17 protein-coding genes are annotated in these 17,400 nt (G+C 46.2%); 9 read left to right on the forward strand and 8 right to left on the reverse strand.

The features are described 5' to 3' along the window. Positions 1-30 precede the first annotated feature (30 nt). On the reverse strand, positions 31-336 hold the full coding sequence (locus ACGHAD_RS17565; protein ID WP_382414353.1) for a helix-turn-helix domain-containing protein: 306 nt from the start codon (positions 334-336) through the stop codon (positions 31-33). Continuing rightward, positions 329-703 carry a type II toxin-antitoxin system RelE/ParE family toxin gene (locus tag ACGHAD_RS17570; protein ID WP_382414351.1) on the reverse strand — a complete coding sequence of 125 codons (375 nt, stop codon included), beginning with the start codon at positions 701-703 and terminating at the stop codon, positions 329-331. The genes ACGHAD_RS17565 and ACGHAD_RS17570 overlap by 8 nt, the downstream gene beginning before the upstream one ends. 880 nt (positions 704-1,583) lie before the next feature. Here ACGHAD_RS17570 and ACGHAD_RS17575 point away from each other — a divergent pair. After that, a complete protein-coding gene (locus ACGHAD_RS17575; RefSeq protein WP_382414349.1) occupies positions 1,584-1,931 on the forward strand; it encodes a hypothetical protein in 348 nt (115 codons plus the stop codon). Positions 1,932-2,158: 227 nt separating this feature from the next. Here ACGHAD_RS17575 and ACGHAD_RS17580 read toward each other — a convergent pair whose 3' ends face one another. The 6 genes from ACGHAD_RS17580 to hxsD are packed head-to-tail and all read right to left on the reverse strand — an operon-like array spanning position 2,159 to position 7,073. Further along, positions 2,159-3,400 carry a His-Xaa-Ser system-associated MauG-like protein gene (locus ACGHAD_RS17580; protein ID WP_382414347.1) on the reverse strand — a complete coding sequence of 414 codons (1,242 nt, stop codon included), beginning with the start codon at positions 3,398-3,400 and terminating at the stop codon, positions 2,159-2,161. Beyond that, positions 3,401-3,760 carry a TIGR03982 family His-Xaa-Ser system protein gene (locus ACGHAD_RS17585; protein ID WP_382414345.1) on the reverse strand — a complete coding sequence of 120 codons (360 nt, stop codon included), beginning with the start codon at positions 3,758-3,760 and terminating at the stop codon, positions 3,401-3,403. It abuts the gene before it with no gap. Then, on the reverse strand, positions 3,757-4,311 hold the full coding sequence (hxsA, locus tag ACGHAD_RS17590; protein ID WP_382414343.1) for a His-Xaa-Ser repeat protein HxsA: 555 nt from the start codon (positions 4,309-4,311) through the stop codon (positions 3,757-3,759). The genes ACGHAD_RS17585 and hxsA overlap by 4 nt, the downstream gene beginning before the upstream one ends. Further along, the gene (hxsC, locus tag ACGHAD_RS17595) at positions 4,308-5,384 is read right to left on the reverse strand and encodes a His-Xaa-Ser system radical SAM maturase HxsC (protein ID WP_382414341.1); all 1,077 of its coding nucleotides are present in this window, start codon (positions 5,382-5,384) and stop codon (positions 4,308-4,310) included. Before hxsC ends, hxsA begins: the two co-directional genes overlap by 4 nt. 22 nt (positions 5,385-5,406) lie before the next feature. Next, on the reverse strand, positions 5,407-6,801 hold the full coding sequence (hxsB, locus tag ACGHAD_RS17600) for a His-Xaa-Ser system radical SAM maturase HxsB (protein ID WP_382414339.1): 1,395 nt from the start codon (positions 6,799-6,801) through the stop codon (positions 5,407-5,409). Beyond that, a complete protein-coding gene (gene hxsD, locus ACGHAD_RS17605) occupies positions 6,798-7,073 on the reverse strand; it encodes a His-Xaa-Ser system protein HxsD (protein WP_382414337.1) in 276 nt (91 codons plus the stop codon). Before hxsD ends, hxsB begins: the two co-directional genes overlap by 4 nt. Positions 7,074-7,611: 538 nt before the next feature. Between hxsD and ACGHAD_RS17610 the strand changes: the two genes are divergently transcribed. The 8 genes from ACGHAD_RS17610 (at position 7,612) to ACGHAD_RS17645 (ending at position 17,382) form a co-directional block, all read left to right on the forward strand. Next, positions 7,612-8,061, forward strand: coding sequence for a hypothetical protein (locus ACGHAD_RS17610; protein ID WP_382414335.1), 450 nt, complete (start codon positions 7,612-7,614; stop codon positions 8,059-8,061). A gap of 186 nt (positions 8,062-8,247) precedes the next feature. Beyond that, positions 8,248-9,291: a hypothetical protein gene (locus tag ACGHAD_RS17615; protein ID WP_382414333.1), complete on the forward strand. Its 1,044-nt coding sequence runs from the start codon at positions 8,248-8,250 to the stop codon at positions 9,289-9,291. Positions 9,292-10,437: 1,146 nt separating this feature from the next. Further along, positions 10,438-11,154: a polysaccharide lyase family 7 protein gene (locus ACGHAD_RS17620; RefSeq protein ID WP_382414331.1), complete on the forward strand. Its 717-nt coding sequence runs from the start codon at positions 10,438-10,440 to the stop codon at positions 11,152-11,154. Positions 11,155-11,349: 195 nt separating this feature from the next. After that, on the forward strand, positions 11,350-12,348 hold the full coding sequence (locus ACGHAD_RS17625) for a hypothetical protein (RefSeq protein ID WP_382414329.1): 999 nt from the start codon (positions 11,350-11,352) through the stop codon (positions 12,346-12,348). A 115-nt stretch (positions 12,349-12,463) separates the two neighbouring features. Continuing rightward, the gene (locus ACGHAD_RS17630; protein WP_382414327.1) at positions 12,464-13,150 is read left to right on the forward strand and encodes a transposase; all 687 of its coding nucleotides are present in this window, start codon (positions 12,464-12,466) and stop codon (positions 13,148-13,150) included. A 254-nt stretch (positions 13,151-13,404) separates the two neighbouring features. Next, positions 13,405-15,582, forward strand: a complete 2,178-nt coding sequence (locus tag ACGHAD_RS17635) for a TonB-dependent receptor (protein WP_382414325.1) — start codon at positions 13,405-13,407, stop codon at positions 15,580-15,582. Between the two features lie 15 nt (positions 15,583-15,597). Next, positions 15,598-16,746 carry a PepSY-associated TM helix domain-containing protein gene (locus ACGHAD_RS17640; RefSeq protein WP_382414323.1) on the forward strand — a complete coding sequence of 383 codons (1,149 nt, stop codon included), beginning with the start codon at positions 15,598-15,600 and terminating at the stop codon, positions 16,744-16,746. Positions 16,747-17,169: 423 nt separating this feature from the next. Further along, the gene (locus ACGHAD_RS17645) at positions 17,170-17,382 is read left to right on the forward strand and encodes a hypothetical protein (RefSeq protein ID WP_382414321.1); all 213 of its coding nucleotides are present in this window, start codon (positions 17,170-17,172) and stop codon (positions 17,380-17,382) included. Positions 17,383-17,400: the final 18 nt, after the last annotated feature.

Below are 17,400 nucleotides of genomic sequence, written 5' to 3' on the forward strand. Positions count from 1 at the left end.
GAAACGTTTAAATCTGTTTTTTTATATGGTTTAGGCTAAGATTTCCAAGCCTTTTTCAGCCACCAAATTCAGCAGTTTTAACGAAGGACCATTAGGCTTTTTAACGCCTTGCTCCCACTTCTGGACGGTGGATTTACTGGTATTTAAATAAACAGCAAAAACGCCTTGGCTAGCCTTTACTCGGGTTCGGATTTGCTTGATCTGCTCGGCTGAATACTGTTTTACCGGCGGCAAACAAAGCGCATCAAACTCGCGCAGCGTCGCGTCTTTCATCACACCCGCAGCGTGTAGATCTTTAGCGCTGTCATGAACCGTATCTAAAATTGATTTATCCATCGTTTTCTACCTCGATTAACGCGCCATGCTTAATAGCGTCTGTTAATGCTTTATCGCTGTATTTCAGTAACTCTTTAGCCAAGTATTTAAGGGCTTTCAGCTCATCTGCGCTGATATTAGCGCGAGCATTTTTAGCAAAGCCATATACGAAGAACGCTTTGTTACCGGCTTTATAAGCGAGCAAGGTCCTAAATCCACCACTTTTACCTCTTCCAGCCAGCGCTACGCGCTTTTTTACAACATGACCACCCATATCAGCGTCGATCAAGCCACGCGCCATCTCGTCGACCGCCGCCAGCAAGACCACATCGCTCAAGCCTTCTTTTGCCGCCCACTTACTAAACGCCTTGTTTTTAAATACTCGCATTCGTCTCCCTTCGTACTCAGACCAAAGTATAGCACCAAGTGCTACACACAGCCTACCTTTTTAGCCATTTTCCATATTGCTAATACCGGCGAATTCAAGAGGCTGGACTTCGTCGCATGGTTAGCCCCAGCGGTAATGCTGCCGCTAGAAACCTATTCCGGTTGCTTAAATTTTGTCAGGATCGCGAAGGAATTCGCTCCGCAGATGAGTTTTTAGGGTATGCGGCTTAGGCTTTATTGTCACAATGTGAATGGTGAGGCCTGACGCCCGATGCGACGGGAACGCTACGGCGTTGGATCGGATGACGGCGATGGCACCGATTTGTGATGGGACGATTGAGGATTTGGTTTAGGGCGGGGGACGGTTTACGGATAACGGGGAACGAGGTTTTTAAAAGTCGCGTGATGTAATCCTCTACATCGCCTCCTGAGCTTTTGTATACCGTCATCTCGGGCCCAGATTCCGGGATCCAATGGTTTCGATTTTTTAAGTTGCTATACCACTCACATCAATACAATCTTCTAGTTGGGTGCCCTCAGTCGCCGGGCGGGCGAGTCCCTTTTTGTAATGCGACAAAAAAGAGACGAAAAAGCGCACCCCGGCACCTCAGCCCTTCGGGTTCCCTCGCTCCGGCCTATTTTAGCGGGCCGCATCGACACGCCTTCCCTGGCGTGACGATGGCTTGCGCAAATGTCCTATTTGCTTACCCCCTTAAATAGGCCTGCGATCGGCTGGTTGCAGGGGAAATGTGCAACGTGCCAGATTTAGGCTTTATTCCAAGCAAAATCATAATCAAACGACTCTGATCTCATTAACCTCTGCCTTACAATAAAATCGTCGACTCTGTTAATCTATCGTCACTATTATTCTGGAGCGTTCGATGTCTGAAGACCCTTTAAAAACCTTGTCCGACCAAATAACTGAGGCTCACACTAAGATTCAGCAAGCCCATCAACACATTAATCCGGTGGTTGAGGTACGCCGTGGCTTGCGCGATACCAGTATTCCCGCCGATGTTATGACGGTCGACTGCTTACGCACACGCCGACGTATTATGTTGATTCTGCATGATAAAGAGCCGGGTACGCTGCTGTATCAGTCTGCAAGCTTGGATGAAGAGGCTGGTGACGAGTTTCAGCGCAAGAGTTTATCTGAGGTGGGGGTTGATGCACTGTTTGACTGGATGCAGGATTATTTTTCTGACGAACCCCAATTGAAAAATCACTAAAAAATAGACCGATTGAGAAAGTGGAGGGTGGGCTAAATATAAAACTTGGATTAGGCCATACATTTTACGCTGTGATGTAAATTGTAAGGCCTGACCCCAGTCTTGTGGGCACCCTCCAAAGCAGCGCGAGTGGAATAAGTCTTCGGCTTAAGTAAGTGCCATTCAGGCCTGACCCCGGTTCTATCGCATTGATAGTGGTACGTTGGGTTCTTACTTAAGAGCAGCGATTACAAAGCTTTGAGAAACTCTACAACACTCGATAGTTCCTCATTAGAGGATATATCGATAAAGCCCAAAATTTCGGAACGAGTAGACAGAATTCTACCATAAGTAAGTTCTTCTCTCTCAGAGGTCCAGCCATATTTCTCGAAAAATGGTATCGGGTTTATATGAAATAGAACTACTTCCTCCAGAGAGGAAAATGCTCCGCTGTGACCATAGGGCTCAGTTTGAGAGACTCGAATTAAAGGAGGAGTTCTAAACCTGTAGCGGTCATCCAGATCGAAAGTCACAGTTGCTCTACCGATATCTTGCCGATGCAAGTAAGGGCCGAGCTCTCCCTGAGGAACTCCAAGTGAATGGAAGCCAAAATCTGTATATAACGCTCCATTGTGGCAACCTGAACATCTTCCTTTTCCGAAAAAAATAGTAGCTCCCTCTTTTTGAGTTGCTGAAATCGCCCGTAAGTCCCCGGCCAAGTAATGGTCCCAGTCAGATGGCTCACATTCGGTTAATGTCTTTTGAGTAATAAAGCTTGCTAATGCATTGCCCACCAATGGAAGGCTCAAGGTATCAACACCAATCAACTTGAGCTCATGGTTAAGCACACCTAAATCGGGGCTATTCGAACTAAGAGGAATAGAACGTATAATCTGGTTGGTGGCTAAAAATCTATCGAAGTAGTATTGATCGTCAATACTTTCAATATGTTGATTGTTGAATAGCAAACGACGTTCACCTAGAAATTCGTCTCTAGCTAGCAAGGGCATTATTGCAGCTACCGACAGGGGTGACTTGAATCCATAAGTGTAACCATTTCCTATCGGAGAAACTATCTTACCCTCGATTTCTTGGACCATTCCGTCCCAAAAAAAGGTGTTAAAATCTGCGGTAGAACGCCCAAATAGTGTGAAAGCGTTCCGAGCTACAACAATGCCATTGCTGTTTAACCTTTCGTGCCCTTCTCCTGATCCGCCAACACCCACTGACATCGGTAGAGCATCCGCCAAGGAGTGTTTATCAATATGACAGGTGGCGCAAGATGTGTCGCCACTACCGCTTAAAATCTTGCTTTCGAAAAGAAGTTTTCCAAGAGGTATCAAATTTTTATTAATTAGAGCCGTATTAACATCGCAACTGCTTTTCTTCAGCTGATAAATTTCTATAACTTTTTGCAACACTTGGTCGTGATCGACCGCGTATGCTTGAAAATTTGCGATCAAGAACAATATAAAAATTATGAACCGCATTTATCTTTCCTTAAAGCGGTGCTGTTCAACGAGGTCTTCTGCCGAATGCTGGTTTAACTCCAAAGCTCTTAAATTCAAATATGCAAGAAGGTCATCTGAAACTCCTGATACTAATAGTTTTTTTCTAACCATGTCATAATTGTGACAAGTAATCAGGTGAATGTTCGATGTTTTTTCCAGTGCTTTATTATCTATTTGATCAGTAAACCAAGCATTGTCCATGGCTCGTGCGCACTCAGAGGATAAGTGCATATAGTCATCATAATGCAGTAAAAAAGAGACCCCTGGTATCAGTATTGTCTTTGTGATCCATAGGACGCAAAAGGAGGCTACGATCCATTGAAAAATTTTACTATTCACTGGACGAGTATTCCGAGTGAGTTTAACAAATTTTTGTCAATTAAGCCTATTTTAGACATGTTTTTTTCAGTCCGATACTTTTGAATCGCAGCCCGTGTTTGTGGCCCCATAACTCCGTCAATATCTCCGTTATAATGCCCAAGTATATCCAGCGCCAGTTGAACACGACGAATGATGGCAGCTCGATCATATAGCTTATCATCAACGTGGGGCATGCTGTAGTCTGGTTTCTGAGGTTCACTTCTGGGCTCTGAGCGTTGCGTGGGTCTCTCAGCGGGAGCTGGGGTGGACTTAGGTAAAGCGGGTCTTGTATACCCGCCACCCGCAGAGGAACGGTGCGAGCTATGGCTACCATGGCTCCTGTGGGAACTATGACTGCGATGTGCTGCCAAATAGAGTGGTGTTTCTAGATTCAGTGGGGTAATGATTGAATCCGACAAGATATCTGAATTTCCACGGCTCTCCCCCAGGGCATCTTGTGTTTGTGCATCCACTAGACTCGAGGCGAAAAATCCTGGTATTAGCGCCGCTATCGTCCATTTATTTTTCACACTATAGCCCTCGCTTGATCGTGAAACTTACCTGTTGACGATGTAAAAAAACCCGCACATTTAAATTTTAACTTACAGCTAGAACATACCTCTGGGTAATAATTTTTCCAGTCCGATATCGACTGAACGCTGTAACCCTGCAATTCTTCTGGCAAATGACATAATGGATAGTTGAATAGCTTTACCTGAAGATCTGCGCGCTTAGCTTGTTGTATAGCCTCTACTAAATAGTGATGATAGTGCAGCGGAGTTATGTAAAGCTCTTTCCAATTGCGTCGCGCCCAACCAGCCGGCTCTAGATTCATGATTGATATTTGTGCAATGTTTGAGAAGCACCTTGCAATCAGGTTTATTAAATTTGGTAGAACCTTGAAGTTCATACTTGTTGGAATTATTCTTAATTCTATAGGAACCCCACTATTGCCGGCATTAATTAGGCCTAAAAGTGTTTCTCGGAAGGCGCCATCAGCCCCGACTAAATGATCATGCATTTCCTCAACGCTTGAATAAAGGGGTATCCCAAAAGTGAGATTTAATGTTTGGCACCTATCTGCTATAGCTTTAGCAAAAGCCGGATCAGAGAACGCTCTTCCATTACTAAGAATGTGTAATGGGGTTGTAGATGCATGTTTGCATAAGAAATCTAAAAACCGAATAAAGGTCTCTTTGTAAAGTAATGGTTCGCCTCCGCTTATACCTATAGTTTCTGTAGACTGAAACGCAGCAATTGCCATTGCTGACTGCACTAAAAGCCAGTCATCTTGTACATCTTTTGGTGGCTGAGAGCAGAACAGACATGCATTATCGCATCGCTCTGTCACTAACAAGGTATTATGGTTAGCGTTCTTAGATAGCACTACACGCACAGAACCATTCTTCGTTATAAATCCAATGTCGCCATCTTCAATGCTGTCAAACAGCTCCTTATCGACGATAGCTAATTCGTTATAGATTTTGCTCTCCGGATACTGACTCTCCCTGATAATTAGTTGGCGGAGATATTGATTTTCGCAGAAATCCGCTGATTTTCGAAGAACTGCAAAACCAGGATCTGGCCCAACACGATCAGACACAAAGACATCTTTCCGTATCGGGTTAGGCATCAGACCACCTTGACAATAACGACCTCGCTTGATTGTCAGAATAAATTTTTGAGAAAATAAAGCGAAACATTTCCATATGGTATTTACAGAACGTAGATAAGGACTTGTTTCCTACCGACTCTCCTTGTGCACTAATATTTTGACAGGGATCTGATCCGCAAAACGGTTGGTATGCGCAATCTGAACACCCCGGGTGAACAAAATTGAACGATTGATCAATTAAAGAAGCTGTTAAGGACGTCAAGATGTTGGGAGCATCGACTGATCCCATTGAGAAATCCGCGCCTTTAATGACTCGTTGAAGCATTCGCATTTCATCACTTCCGTATATCTGTCCATCATAATTGAACAGGATGCAATTCAACAGTAAGCCGCTGGGTGACTTTAAATCGGCATAAGAGGAATATCTTGGATTAAGGATTCTGCTAACGTGAACTGTTGCAGAGTATTCCCTAAATGGAACCCCTTGATCATTGTAATCCGAAATTTCTTTAAATAGTTTTTTGTAGAAAGACATGTACTCATTGATTGAGTAATCTAACTTTTTCTGTTTTTTGGCAAACCCATAAGGGCTTATAGGTCTAACAAAGATATCATGTAAACCCAAACGATCATGAGCCTTGAGTATTGAATCGGGATGGTTCAACAGTGATCTTGTTACAGTCGTAACAGTAGAAACGCGATCGAAACCGAGCTGGTCAATTATTCTTTCAATCCATTTCGTTGCCAGCTCATACGAGTTTGACGAAGAAATTATCCGGTTTTCATTGTGAATATATGACTCTCCGTCAAGGGACGTAGAGAAGTGAACATTTTTATTCTTTGCCCACTGGATAATTTCATCACTTAGTAATGAGAGACTGGTAGTTATAACAAACTCAAAATTACTGACATTAAGTGTTTTTTCCGCTTCAGCATATATTTTTTGAACCAAATCGAACCGTACTAAGGGCTCGCCACCCTGAATTTCTAACTTATAGGGACCGCTAGAAAGACGTTTAATAATATCTATAATTGTCGGAATGTGTGCTTCGTCTAGGTCATATCCCTGCGCTTCTATAGAGGCCCGGCTAACCTGGCAATATGAACATGAATGATCACATCGAAGCGTAGGGACTATCATGAAAATTGGTTTGAAAGATAGCTCCTGAATTAGCTTTTTTGAGAAACCTGAAGCAAGAGCGGCTGTTACAGCTTGCTCAGAGCTAGAAGGGCTCACAAATAACCCACTTTGTAGGCGAGCAAGTGTTTCGTTGCATTTCACAGTTCCAGCAGTAGACAAATCAATTAGCTCCTCGTCAGATATGACCTCATGAAAACCTGCGAGGTTACTGACCAGATATTTGTCATCCTCAAATTTATCAAAATTGAAAGGCATCAATTTCATGGACTAAGCCTTTTTTCAATTCCAGCGAGGACGTTTTGAATTATCGCTTGACGCGTCATTGAGGACCGAGATGCTAGCTGTTCCCGTAAAAGATAGTCATTTAAATGTTTTGCCAAATTAGTTCGAGCGATGTCTATATTATCTGTAACTTGAATGTCCCAATATATAGCGCCCTCTTCTAGATCCCAGTCACACACGGCAGATAACCAGTAAAGCGAGTTTCGGACGACCCATTCGCTGTACTTTGTCTTTTTCAGTCTGATCCGTTCCATAGCTTCACAGCTCCTCAGGGCTATTGGATGTCAATATTTGATACAACAAGACTATCGATTATGTGTTATTGAAGTAGCCTATTTCGCTAAGCGATCAAAACCTGGCGTAATATTCATTATACTATCGGGATCAGGCCTTACATTTCACACAAGGCTAACGGATTAACCCCTATCATTATTACGCGAACGATCTGGCTACCTAGACGGCGAGAGGAAGGAAACGCTGTACTGAATTTAGGGCTAAATCGTGGTTTATCGTGGCTTGCCATCTTTGCAGGCGGCCCTTTCAGGCGATAAACCTTACGCGCTATGTGGCTTATCGTGCCACCGTTGAGCGGTGTTGGCAAGCTTGTGGGCAGGGTGGTTTTGGCCGCTTACCCGGCGTTGACATGCTTTATAGGGCGCAGGATAATTAGCGCAGGGCTTATTGGGCGCCCGCCTCGCAAAAGTGATTCACCAATCGTTTCTATAATCTGGCAAGCTTTGCTTGCATATCATCTCTGGCCGATAGCGAGTAGGTCACTGTATTGGAGGCGATATGCATACACCATCCCATTCTTCTGGTTCTTCCTCCGCGGTTGTCGAGTCGTTTTTGCGCGAGGCCAAAAGGCCGCAGCGCGCGGCATGCTCTGGCGATCTTGCTGATTGTTTACCGGTTTTGCGACGTTTGCTTGCCCAGCGAGTATTTACCGGTGTCACCTTACCCCAGCTGCGCCGGCGGCAAGGTTTAGTGCAGCGCAAACATACGTTGCAGTTGCTGGCGCTTGAGGCGGGTTACAGTTGTTGGGCTGAGTGCCGTAGGGCGCTTGAAACCTTACCCGCTGAGCGGGCAGAGCAGTACCACCTGGCGTCGCGCTATGCGGGGTATCCGAACCATTGGTTTTCATCGCTGCAAGAGGCCAAGGCGTTTGCATCCCAGCACGGGGGCTACCCTTTGGCGTATGGCCGTCAAGGAGTTGTCGTTCCCGCGAGTTATTACCGCTACTAGATATATAGGTGGGGTCAGGTGATGCTTATGGTGGCCTATCTCTACGTACGAGGTGGTTTGTCGTGTCATTGATGGGTGGCCAGCAGGTTTTGGCTTGGTCGTTTATGTATTGGTTTTAACTTGTTAACCGCGCCCCAACTACTATGATGAACTTTCCAAGAGTCAATTTGTACAAGGAGTGTCAATATGACCGGTTCTATTATGTCCATTCGCGACTACCTTAAGCAGGTATACCCACTCGCTCAGTCTGCTTTAGCTACCATGAGTGATGCTGCGGTAAGCGAGTTTTTCAATTCACTGGGATTTTACTTTCAACTTGGCCCGCAACCTACGGATGTTATTCCGCCTGGAAAAATTTCCCCGCGTAATCAAGCTGAGCTCCCACAGCTTGGCGAGCTTTACTGGCCCTCCGTGATCAACCCACAGGGTTTTTGGTGCCGCAATCCCTATGACCCTACCAACCCCCTTAACAACAAGTTCGTAAACGGGTTTGCATCCGGCAGTCGGGTAGAGGTGTGCCACTCGAATGTCTACGATGGCAACCTGGGAATTTACTACTATTTGGCTCCCGGCTCGGGCGTTGCGGTTGACCTTGGCAAAACCTTAGTGGCCCGAAACAAGTTAGATGCACTGCGCAAACTAGGTTATAACAACGCGCAGATCGCAACGGCACTGAATACCCCTGATACAGCATACTGGCCTTACTACACCGGTGGTCAGCTACCACCGCCGGGCAGTCAAAAGTTGTTCAGAGATTTAGTATCGGATTATGTGGCACAACATGGCGTCACTACCGAAACAGCGCAAAGCGTGATTGTTGATGCGGCGATTGATGAGACCAATTACCTTTACGGCCGCGTCAATGACACCGGTTGGCAGGTGGATGAGGATAATTTTAACCTGGCAAACAAAGCCGGTTACGATACTGTACAACTGACAACGCAGGCTAATATGAATAACGGCTGGGCGTTTGAGATTATCGATTTGCGGGTGGTGCCTGGCGGTAATTTGCAAAATACGATGACCCATTTGAATCAGTATTACGCCACAGTGAACCCTTTTAATAACGACAGCTACAAGCCGGTTAGCAAGACTTGGCCCTATTACAATTTATACGCACAAGGCACGTTATCTGAAATCGCGCGCGATTATCCATCCTATCAAGGGCGCTTTCCCTTTTCTGGGCCGGGACATATCAACCCTTCCGCAATTCCCGGTTATCCGTGTTAACCAGCTTTAAAATAAGTGGGGCTAAGTGAAGCATGTGGTGCATTGTCACCCACACTTGCTTGTGTCTTCCATTCAAGAAGCCAGAACTCGTCTACCCGTTAGGCGAGCCAGCTCACCTTTAAATCGACTATTGCCCGGCGCTAAAGGATAAGCTTCATCTAAACTTGTGACACAAAAACCATTACACCGATGAATCAATGGGCCAGAGTCGGTGATTTTTGTCTTTCCAGTGACCTCGTGTCACCGTTTTTGAAAATTTAACGACTCTGACTCCATTGATCTCCGACCGGGCTCCCGATCACGCACCTCTCCACTGCTGTATCACCGTTGCTAATACTTACATCCACAACACTCCCGCGCCGTTCGCCTCGGTGCTGCGTCGGTTGCTCACACAATTTACCTCTGGTGGTCACAAGCACCACAACCCCCTAGGATAAGTGAGGTCAGATGAAACTTATGGCACAAAAATCATCACACCAATGCCGGCCGGCCCTTATTGGCAGGCCGAGCCTTTCGCCCCGTCAACTGCTCAACCTCACCTTTAAAGCGGTCGTTACCCAGCCCCTGGCCTTTATTCACTGGTTATCGGGTTTCATCGATCATTTCAGCTTCCACATGATGACGAAACAATGCTCGATATCGAATCTGCCGATCAATTGCCTCTGTACCCAACGACAAATATTCAGCATGAGGTGAGCACAACGCGAAGGCCTTACCCAAACCATTACATTGGTAGCTGGACCAAATGCAGTCCCCAAGACCAGCAACCATGTTTGCCTGAACAGGGCTTAGCTCCATATAGCGCTGGTGTTACCAACAGATGAATGTGGTTTGTCATAAACACCCAAGCGTGTATCTCGACCGAGATTTCCCGAGCCTCGCCAAAAAAAACGTAGCATATTGTTATAAGAAATATCGGGCTTATCGTTAAAATATTTTAATATGCGCCCTCATCTAAATTGGTAATGCCATCTGGCCACCTTATTATAACTTGTTCTAAGCAGCCAATTGAATAAAAAAGCGACAGATGCTTTGATAGCCCTGAGATTTTTGTGCCATTCATTCGTAACCGATATGAATGTTGTTTAAGGGATGAGACAAGCACAAAAACTCCATCTATTAATAATAATCAATCGGAGTACAAAAATGCCCAAAAAGTCAGCACTCAAAAAAACTCTCGCCGTTTTGTCGACTTCAATGCTTGGACTCACACTCGCCAATTCGGCGATGTCCTGTAGCTCAGCGAGCTTCAATTGGAGCTCAGAGTGGGATAGCGAATTTACTAGCGGTAACTACAAATCTCTACAGTACCCTCGCACCAGCACCTGTATTTCTGGCTCTTCTTTAAACAATAGAAAGGTCAACGGTCATTTTTTTCAACAAGACGGTCACGCTGTTTTTGATAACGACGACGGCGATGATGGCCGCACCGAAATTCGATCACAGAATATGAGCGGCAGCCATTCAGCATTCGAGGCAAGATTTCAATTTGAAGGGGCCAGCCTCAGCACTCGTCAATACACTGTTGGTCAAATGTTTGGCGAGGGTTACGGCCCTATCATTCGCATGGAGCAAAGCTTTGGTAAATTTCGAGCCGTAGTTAAACCCGACCCCAATGGAAGCTCACAAAAATATGGTGAGATAAATGTAAACCGTGGAACTTGGTACACTTACAAAATGGTGCGAAGTGGTAATACAGCTAAAGTCTGGATTAACGGCAACGAGGTAACGCCGAACGGCGGCGTAGACATAAGCGATTACGATCAAGATAAAACCTATTATAAAGCAGGCTGTTACATGAATAACTCGACACAAGCCAATGGCTGTCGGGCTAAATTCGATAAAATTAAGTACAATCGATAAATCCAAAGTAGTTTACACGTAATGTTCAAAAGAAATCGCTCAGCTAAACGCTGGGCGTTTTTGGCATAAAATATAAGTGACCGTTAATTTTTAACATTGTAATAATCAACAGAAATCACCCAACTAACCTTGTAGTATAGTACTTTTTAGAAAAATAGTATTTTTTATAAATACAATAGGTTTAACGACGAGGTCATGATGTACAAGTACGCTTCGATAACTGTTGCTTTAGCTTTTTCCTTCTTCGCGGGAACAAAATACTCTGATTTTTTACATAATAGATATCAGGAGCAAGAGTCAACTTTAGCTAATAAAATCTCTATAGACGATGGCACCTGCGAAAATCGAAAACAATACCTTTTCAAAAAAAATCAGCAGTTACTTTCTGCCCTTGAGTATGAGAGAAACCAAAACCCTAGCAACAGGACAAATAAAGAGCTCATTAAAAAAAAGCCCTTAGCGTATGATAGTAAGAGCAGGATAAAAACGCTAAACGACCTTGACCAATACCTCTCAAGCATGACGCCCAATAATTTTCATCGCGAGATATTTGTCGACCTTGTGGCTCTAACCAATAGCTCTGACGAAGCATTTGAACGTATTAAAAACGAATTTACTTTGGAGTCTGACCCCAGTCGGGTCGTACTGCTGGCGAGAATAATTGCAGACTCCTCTCATCAGGAGAAAATTGCCTTTGCGAGCGAGCTGGCGCATTCTGACGAGGCAAAAAAGCGCCGCTATGCCTACTCTTGGCTGAGTAATGCTCCTTCTAAGAACTATGAAATCGCGCAAACACTGATTGAAGCCAGCTATTTTGAGGAGGATAGCGATATCTTGACCGAGTTGATTGCCGCTATTTCTGAGGCAGAGTCTCAAGGCGACCCCCAAGTGACGCAAGCGACGATACGACGCCTTAGCGAACTCTCGAATCATCGCGACGCTCATGTATCAAGCCGGGCCTTAGAGCAAGTTACCTCAATGGTGCAAAATGCTGGCAGTATGAATCTCATTAGAAATAACCTCAACAACCCCTCAAAAGAAGTGAGGCTTTCGGCGCTGAGAGGTCTGCAATATTTTTCTAATCCCGATCAAGATGTACTGAACCACGTAACACAATTATCGCAAGACCCAAATAACTCAAAAGAAGTTCGAGGTCTTGCTAAAGATATTATCGCCACTTATAACACACGGTAGTAAGGGATATGTGGGATCAGAAGAAACTTTTGGCGCGTTAGTCATCTTTGATGATCCCGGAGTTTTGTGCCATTGTTTCAGCTGAAACTTACTCACTTGGATTCAAGGATGAACCATGGCTCGCCTTCCTCGAGTTGGTCCTGCAGGAATACCTCAACACCTCATTCAGCGTGGCAATAATCGCCAAGTCTGTTTTGCCAGTGATCAAGATTTCTCTGTCTATGCGCATTGGCTTAAAAAGTATGCTCTGGAGTTCTCGGTCGACGTACACGCTTGGGTGTTTATGACCAACCATGTTCACCTATTGGTAACGCCAGCTATCGATGGTGGTGTATCAAAAATGATGCAGGCGTTGGGTCGATATTACGTCCGTTATTTCAACCGAGAATACCAGCGTACAGGAACTCTGTGGGAAGGCCGGTTCAAGTCAAGCCTCGTGCAGAGCGAGCGGTATTTATTGCAGTGTCAGCGCTATATAGAGCTAAACCCGGTTCGGGCAAATATGGTTGCCGACCCTGGGGACTACGTTTGGTCTAGCTATCAATGCAACGCTTTGGGTAAGACCTCCGCGCTGTGCTCACCGAATGCGGAATATTTGTCGCTAGGTAAAGAAGCAAGTGATCGGCAGTATCGATATCGAGCACTATTTCGGCATCATGTGGAGACTGAGATGATCAATGAAATCCGCCAGTCAGTGAATAAAGGGTTGGTGCTGGGCAGCGGCCACTTTAAAGATGAGATCGAGCAATTAACAGGACAACGAGCTAGGCCTGGACATATGGGGCGACCGCCGTTGGGTTGATGGTTTTTGCGCCATAAGTTTCATCTGACCCCACTTGACCCGGCTGGCTGGCAGTAAGGATTCACTTACGCGACGCCTGAGCTTGTCAGATCGCGCCAATGCCACTCGCGACTAAACACTTTAGCGTTGTCAGTAATGCCAGCAAGCGCTGTAAAAGGCCTATATTCCGTTTAATTTTTTCTCGCCAAGCAATATAAATGATAACGATTGTCGTTTATACTAGCGGTTTTATCACTAGCCTTTCGAGATAAATCATGAAGATTAACCACAAACTGCTCGCCGCCTTGCTGGTCAGCGGCGCTCCTTTTGCTATTGCCCAAGAGTCTGACGCGGATGCTACGGCATCAACCACTGAGCCTGCTGTAGAAGAGATGTTGGTAACCGGTCAGCGCTCGCAGGTGGAGTTGTTGCACGAGTACTCTGGCGGCCAAGTGGCCCGCGGCGGCCGCGCGGGGTTGCTGGGGAACCTGGATTTTCTTGACGCGCCTTTCTCTGGCACGGCGTATACCGCCTCTCTGGCGGCGGCGCAGCAGGCAGAGAGTGTGGGTGATGTTTTACAGAATGACCCCGTAGTGCGAGTTGCCAAAGGGTTTGGTAACTTTCAGGAAGTGTATATTCTGCGGGGTTTTCCGGTTTATTCCGATGATATTACCCTGAACGGTGTGTACGGTATTTTGCCTCGGCAGTTTGTCGCCGCTGAGCTGGTTGAGCGGGTAGAAGTGTTTCGCGGCGCGAACGCCTTTTTAAATGGCGCAGCACCCGGCGGCAGCGGCATCGGTGGCACGGTTAATTTAGTGCCCAAGCGCGCACCCAGCGGTGGCGTTAAGCGGCTAACGGCGGGGTATGAATCTGACAGCCAATACCAAACCGCCCTGGATTTGGGCCATCGATTTGGTGAGGATGAGACTTGGGGTGTTCGCGTTAATGCCGTGCGCCGTGATGGAGAAACCGCCATTGAAGATCAAGAGCGTGAGCTTAATGTTTTCTCGCTAGGCACTGATTATGCTGGTGAGCGCTTTCGTTTTACGGCTGACTTTGGTTATCAAGACAATCACGTCGATGCTCCACTGCCACAGGTCACACCATTGGGCGAGATTCCACAAGTGCCCGAGGCGGGCCGTAATTTTGGTCAGCCCTGGACGTATAGTGATGAGAAGCAAACCTTTGGCGTGGTTCGCGGTGAGCTAGACGTCAATGATTCCGTTAAGGTGTGGTTGGCTGGCGGTGCGCGCAGCGGTGAAGAGATAAACCTACTGGCCAACCCTAAATCCGATGTCGACGGTAACCTATCCTCGAGTCGTTTTGACAACACCCGGGAGGACGATGTGATCTCCCTTGATGGTGGCATGGAACTGACATTTAACACGGGCTCGGTGAATCACACTTTAGTTTTCTCGGCGTCTTCTGTCGAGTTAGAATCCAAAAACGCTTTTGCTTTTTACCTAACCCCCTTTACCTCCAACCTGTATGATCCGGCTGTGGTGACACCACCACAAGACAACATTTTTCCAGGTGGCGAGTTAAGCGATCCATTGCTAACCGAAAAGACCAAAAACGAAAGCCTTGCACTGGCCTACACGGCGGCACTGTTAGACGAGCGTTTGTTAGCCACATTAGGTCTACGCCATCAGAGCATTACTACCAATACCTTTGATTACAATGATGGCTCAGAGCTTTCCGGTTACGATGCCTCGGAGGTAACACCGGCCCTTGGCTTGGTATGGAAAGCGTCCGAGAATCTCTCTTTTTATGGTAACTATGCCGAGAGCTTGCAGCCGGGGTCCGTTGTGCCTGCTATGAGCGGCGGTGTAGTAATCAGCAATGCGGGTGAGGTAATTGATCCCTTGACCGGCGAGCAAGTCGAGCTAGGTGTTAAATACGATGCCGGCGCTTTTGCAACGACCCTAAGTGCGTTTACGTTGGAGCGCGCTAACACCATCGTGGTAGATCAACGCGTGACTCCTTCGGGTCGGCAGGAAAATAAAGGCATTGAAGTCAGTGTATTTGGCGAACCTGCCGACGGCATCCGTTTAATTGGTGGTGCAACCTACCTGCAATCGGAGCTTACCCGTACCCAAGATGGAATTAATCAGGGTAACTCACCCATTGGGGTGCCAGAGCTGCAAGCAAACGTTAACCTTGAGTGGGATGTAGTAGCGGCCACCGGCTTAACACTCGAAGCACGGCTGGTCTACACCGACAGCCAATACGCTAACGCGGAGAACACGGTAGAGTTAGATAGCTGGCAGCGTTTTGATCTTGGTGCGCGTTACACAACGGCGATTAAAAGCCAGCCGATCACGCTTCGTGCGCGCTTGGACAATGTCTTTGATGAAGACTATTGGGCGTCGACAGGGGGCTTCCCTGGTGCCAATTATTTAATATTGGGCAATCCGCGTACCGTGTCAGTGTCGGCTTCTATCGATTTTTAATACGGTCTTTACGCCATGAAAACCAAGGGCATTCTCACCTGGAGCTGGATCCACACATGGTCCAGCCTGATATCCACGCTGTTTCTAATCATGCTCTGCGTGACCGGCTTGCCGTTAATATTTCATGATGAAATTGATACAGCGCTTAACCCCGATGCCTGGGAGCCGGCGAACCCTGATGCCGAGCACTTAGATCTGGATCAAGTGCTGGCACTTTCGCTGGATAACCGCCCCGGCGAAGTGCCACTCTATATGAGCTTTGATATAGAGCGGCCTGTGGTTAATGTCACCACGGCACCAAGCGTCGATGCGCCCAGCTCACAAATGCATTTCGCCTCTTTCGATTTAACCAGTGGCAATGTGGTGCCACCGGCGGACGTGGGCGAGACCGTAATGGAGTTTATTCTACAGCTGCATACGGATATGTTTTTGGCATTGCCCGGCATGTTGTTTTTGGGTTTGATGGGCTTTATTGGCTTAGTGGCGGTCGTATCGGGCGTCGTGTTGTACGCGCCTTTTATGCGCAAACAGGATTTTGGTGTAATCCGGCGTCAAAAATCTAAACGAGTAAAGTGGCTGGATTACCATAACTTTTTTGGTGTAGTGACTGTTGCCTGGGTATTAGTGGTTACCGCCACAGGGGTGATCAACACCTTAGAAACACCATTAGTTGATACCTGGCGCGATCGTGAGTTAGGGCAGCTCATTGCACAAAACAACAATGCTGCACTCACCGAACAACGGGCCAGCCTGGATGCGGCGGTAAAAGAAACCGTACTAGTCGCCCCCGATATGACACTGCAATTTGTGGCGTTTCCGGGTAGTAAATATTCGACCTCTGCACACTATGCAATTTTCTTACATGGCAACACGCCATTGACTGAACATCTAATCGCACCGGTTTTAGTGGATGCCAATACCGGGCAGGTGGCGGGCCTGAAAGAGATGCCTTGGTATAATAAGGCGCTGTCTTTGTCTCGGCCATTACACTTTGGCGATTACGGCGGCCTAACACTAAAGATTATCTGGGCAATATTGGATGTGTTGTTGCTGATTGTATTGCTGTCTGGACTTTACCTATGGTGGAAGAAACGCCGCACCAATGCTTCTGACATTACAACTGACACAACGAAAACTCGTTTAGCCACGGAGCAACCCCGGTGAAGCCGCGAAAAGTACGCAACTTGTTCGAGATATACCAGGCCCCTCTCGTCATTTTTACCCTAACACTGTTTGGATTAATTGCTACACTGATAACAGAGGGCTGGGTGGATATTGTTGGGGTGATAGCAACGGCGTCATCGCTACTGATCATTATTTGGATTTTTATTAACCCCAGGCCACACACTTAAAAAGCGTCGGCATGGACAAGATACAAGGTCATACGTTTCCAAAAAGACTAATATACCAACCGGCCTTTGCTCAGTTAGTTGTTTCGAAATTTACCTGAAAGTTTTCCGGATCGCCGAAAAAGACTCTGTTTTAGATTTTAAGTATGGCCCGTATTATCCCACCTTGCACACAGATTAGAGCTTAGCTTGTATCCGCTTGTGAGACATTAATAGTAAACAAACTGACATTACTCTCATGAACAATAAAGACTTTATTTATCAGCGTATTCGTATTTATTCTGGAAAAGACTTCGACCCAATGGATAACGAACAAGTAGAGGCTATCTTACGCGCTAAATTTAATATTTTTTTACCGCAACGAACTTCGTTTGATGAGTCCCTAGCATCAACGACTAGTGATCATGAAATTTTAAGCCTCATATTGCAGTATCGTGCAATAGAGCAATGATAAGCCGCTAAAAGACAA

This window comes from Gilvimarinus japonicus, assembly GCF_042847215.1.
GTDB lineage: Bacteria > Pseudomonadota > Gammaproteobacteria > Pseudomonadales > Cellvibrionaceae > Gilvimarinus > Gilvimarinus japonicus.

Coding starts and splice junctions, on each gene's coding strand:
- ACGHAD_RS17580 (WP_382414347.1), bottom strand. CDS start 3,400: ATGCGGTTCATAATTTTTATATTGTTCTTGATCGCAAATTTTCAAGCA.
- ACGHAD_RS17575 (WP_382414349.1), top strand. CDS start 1,584: ATGTCTGAAGACCCTTTAAAAACCTTGTCCGACCAAATAACTGAGGCT.
- ACGHAD_RS17640 (WP_382414323.1), top strand. CDS start 15,598: ATGAAAACCAAGGGCATTCTCACCTGGAGCTGGATCCACACATGGTCC.
- ACGHAD_RS17645 (WP_382414321.1), top strand. CDS start 17,170: ATGAACAATAAAGACTTTATTTATCAGCGTATTCGTATTTATTCTGGA.
- ACGHAD_RS17615 (WP_382414333.1), top strand. CDS start 8,248: ATGACCGGTTCTATTATGTCCATTCGCGACTACCTTAAGCAGGTATAC.
- ACGHAD_RS17565 (WP_382414353.1), bottom strand. CDS start 336: ATGGATAAATCAATTTTAGATACGGTTCATGACAGCGCTAAAGATCTA.
- hxsB (WP_382414339.1), bottom strand. CDS start 6,801: ATGAAATTGATGCCTTTCAATTTTGATAAATTTGAGGATGACAAATAT.
- ACGHAD_RS17610 (WP_382414335.1), top strand. CDS start 7,612: ATGCATACACCATCCCATTCTTCTGGTTCTTCCTCCGCGGTTGTCGAG.
- ACGHAD_RS17570 (WP_382414351.1), bottom strand. CDS start 703: ATGCGAGTATTTAAAAACAAGGCGTTTAGTAAGTGGGCGGCAAAAGAA.
- ACGHAD_RS17630 (WP_382414327.1), top strand. CDS start 12,464: ATGGCTCGCCTTCCTCGAGTTGGTCCTGCAGGAATACCTCAACACCTC.
- ACGHAD_RS17635 (WP_382414325.1), top strand. CDS start 13,405: ATGAAGATTAACCACAAACTGCTCGCCGCCTTGCTGGTCAGCGGCGCT.
- ACGHAD_RS17625 (WP_382414329.1), top strand. CDS start 11,350: ATGATGTACAAGTACGCTTCGATAACTGTTGCTTTAGCTTTTTCCTTC.
- hxsD (WP_382414337.1), bottom strand. CDS start 7,073: ATGGAACGGATCAGACTGAAAAAGACAAAGTACAGCGAATGGGTCGTC.
- ACGHAD_RS17620 (WP_382414331.1), top strand. CDS start 10,438: ATGCCCAAAAAGTCAGCACTCAAAAAAACTCTCGCCGTTTTGTCGACT.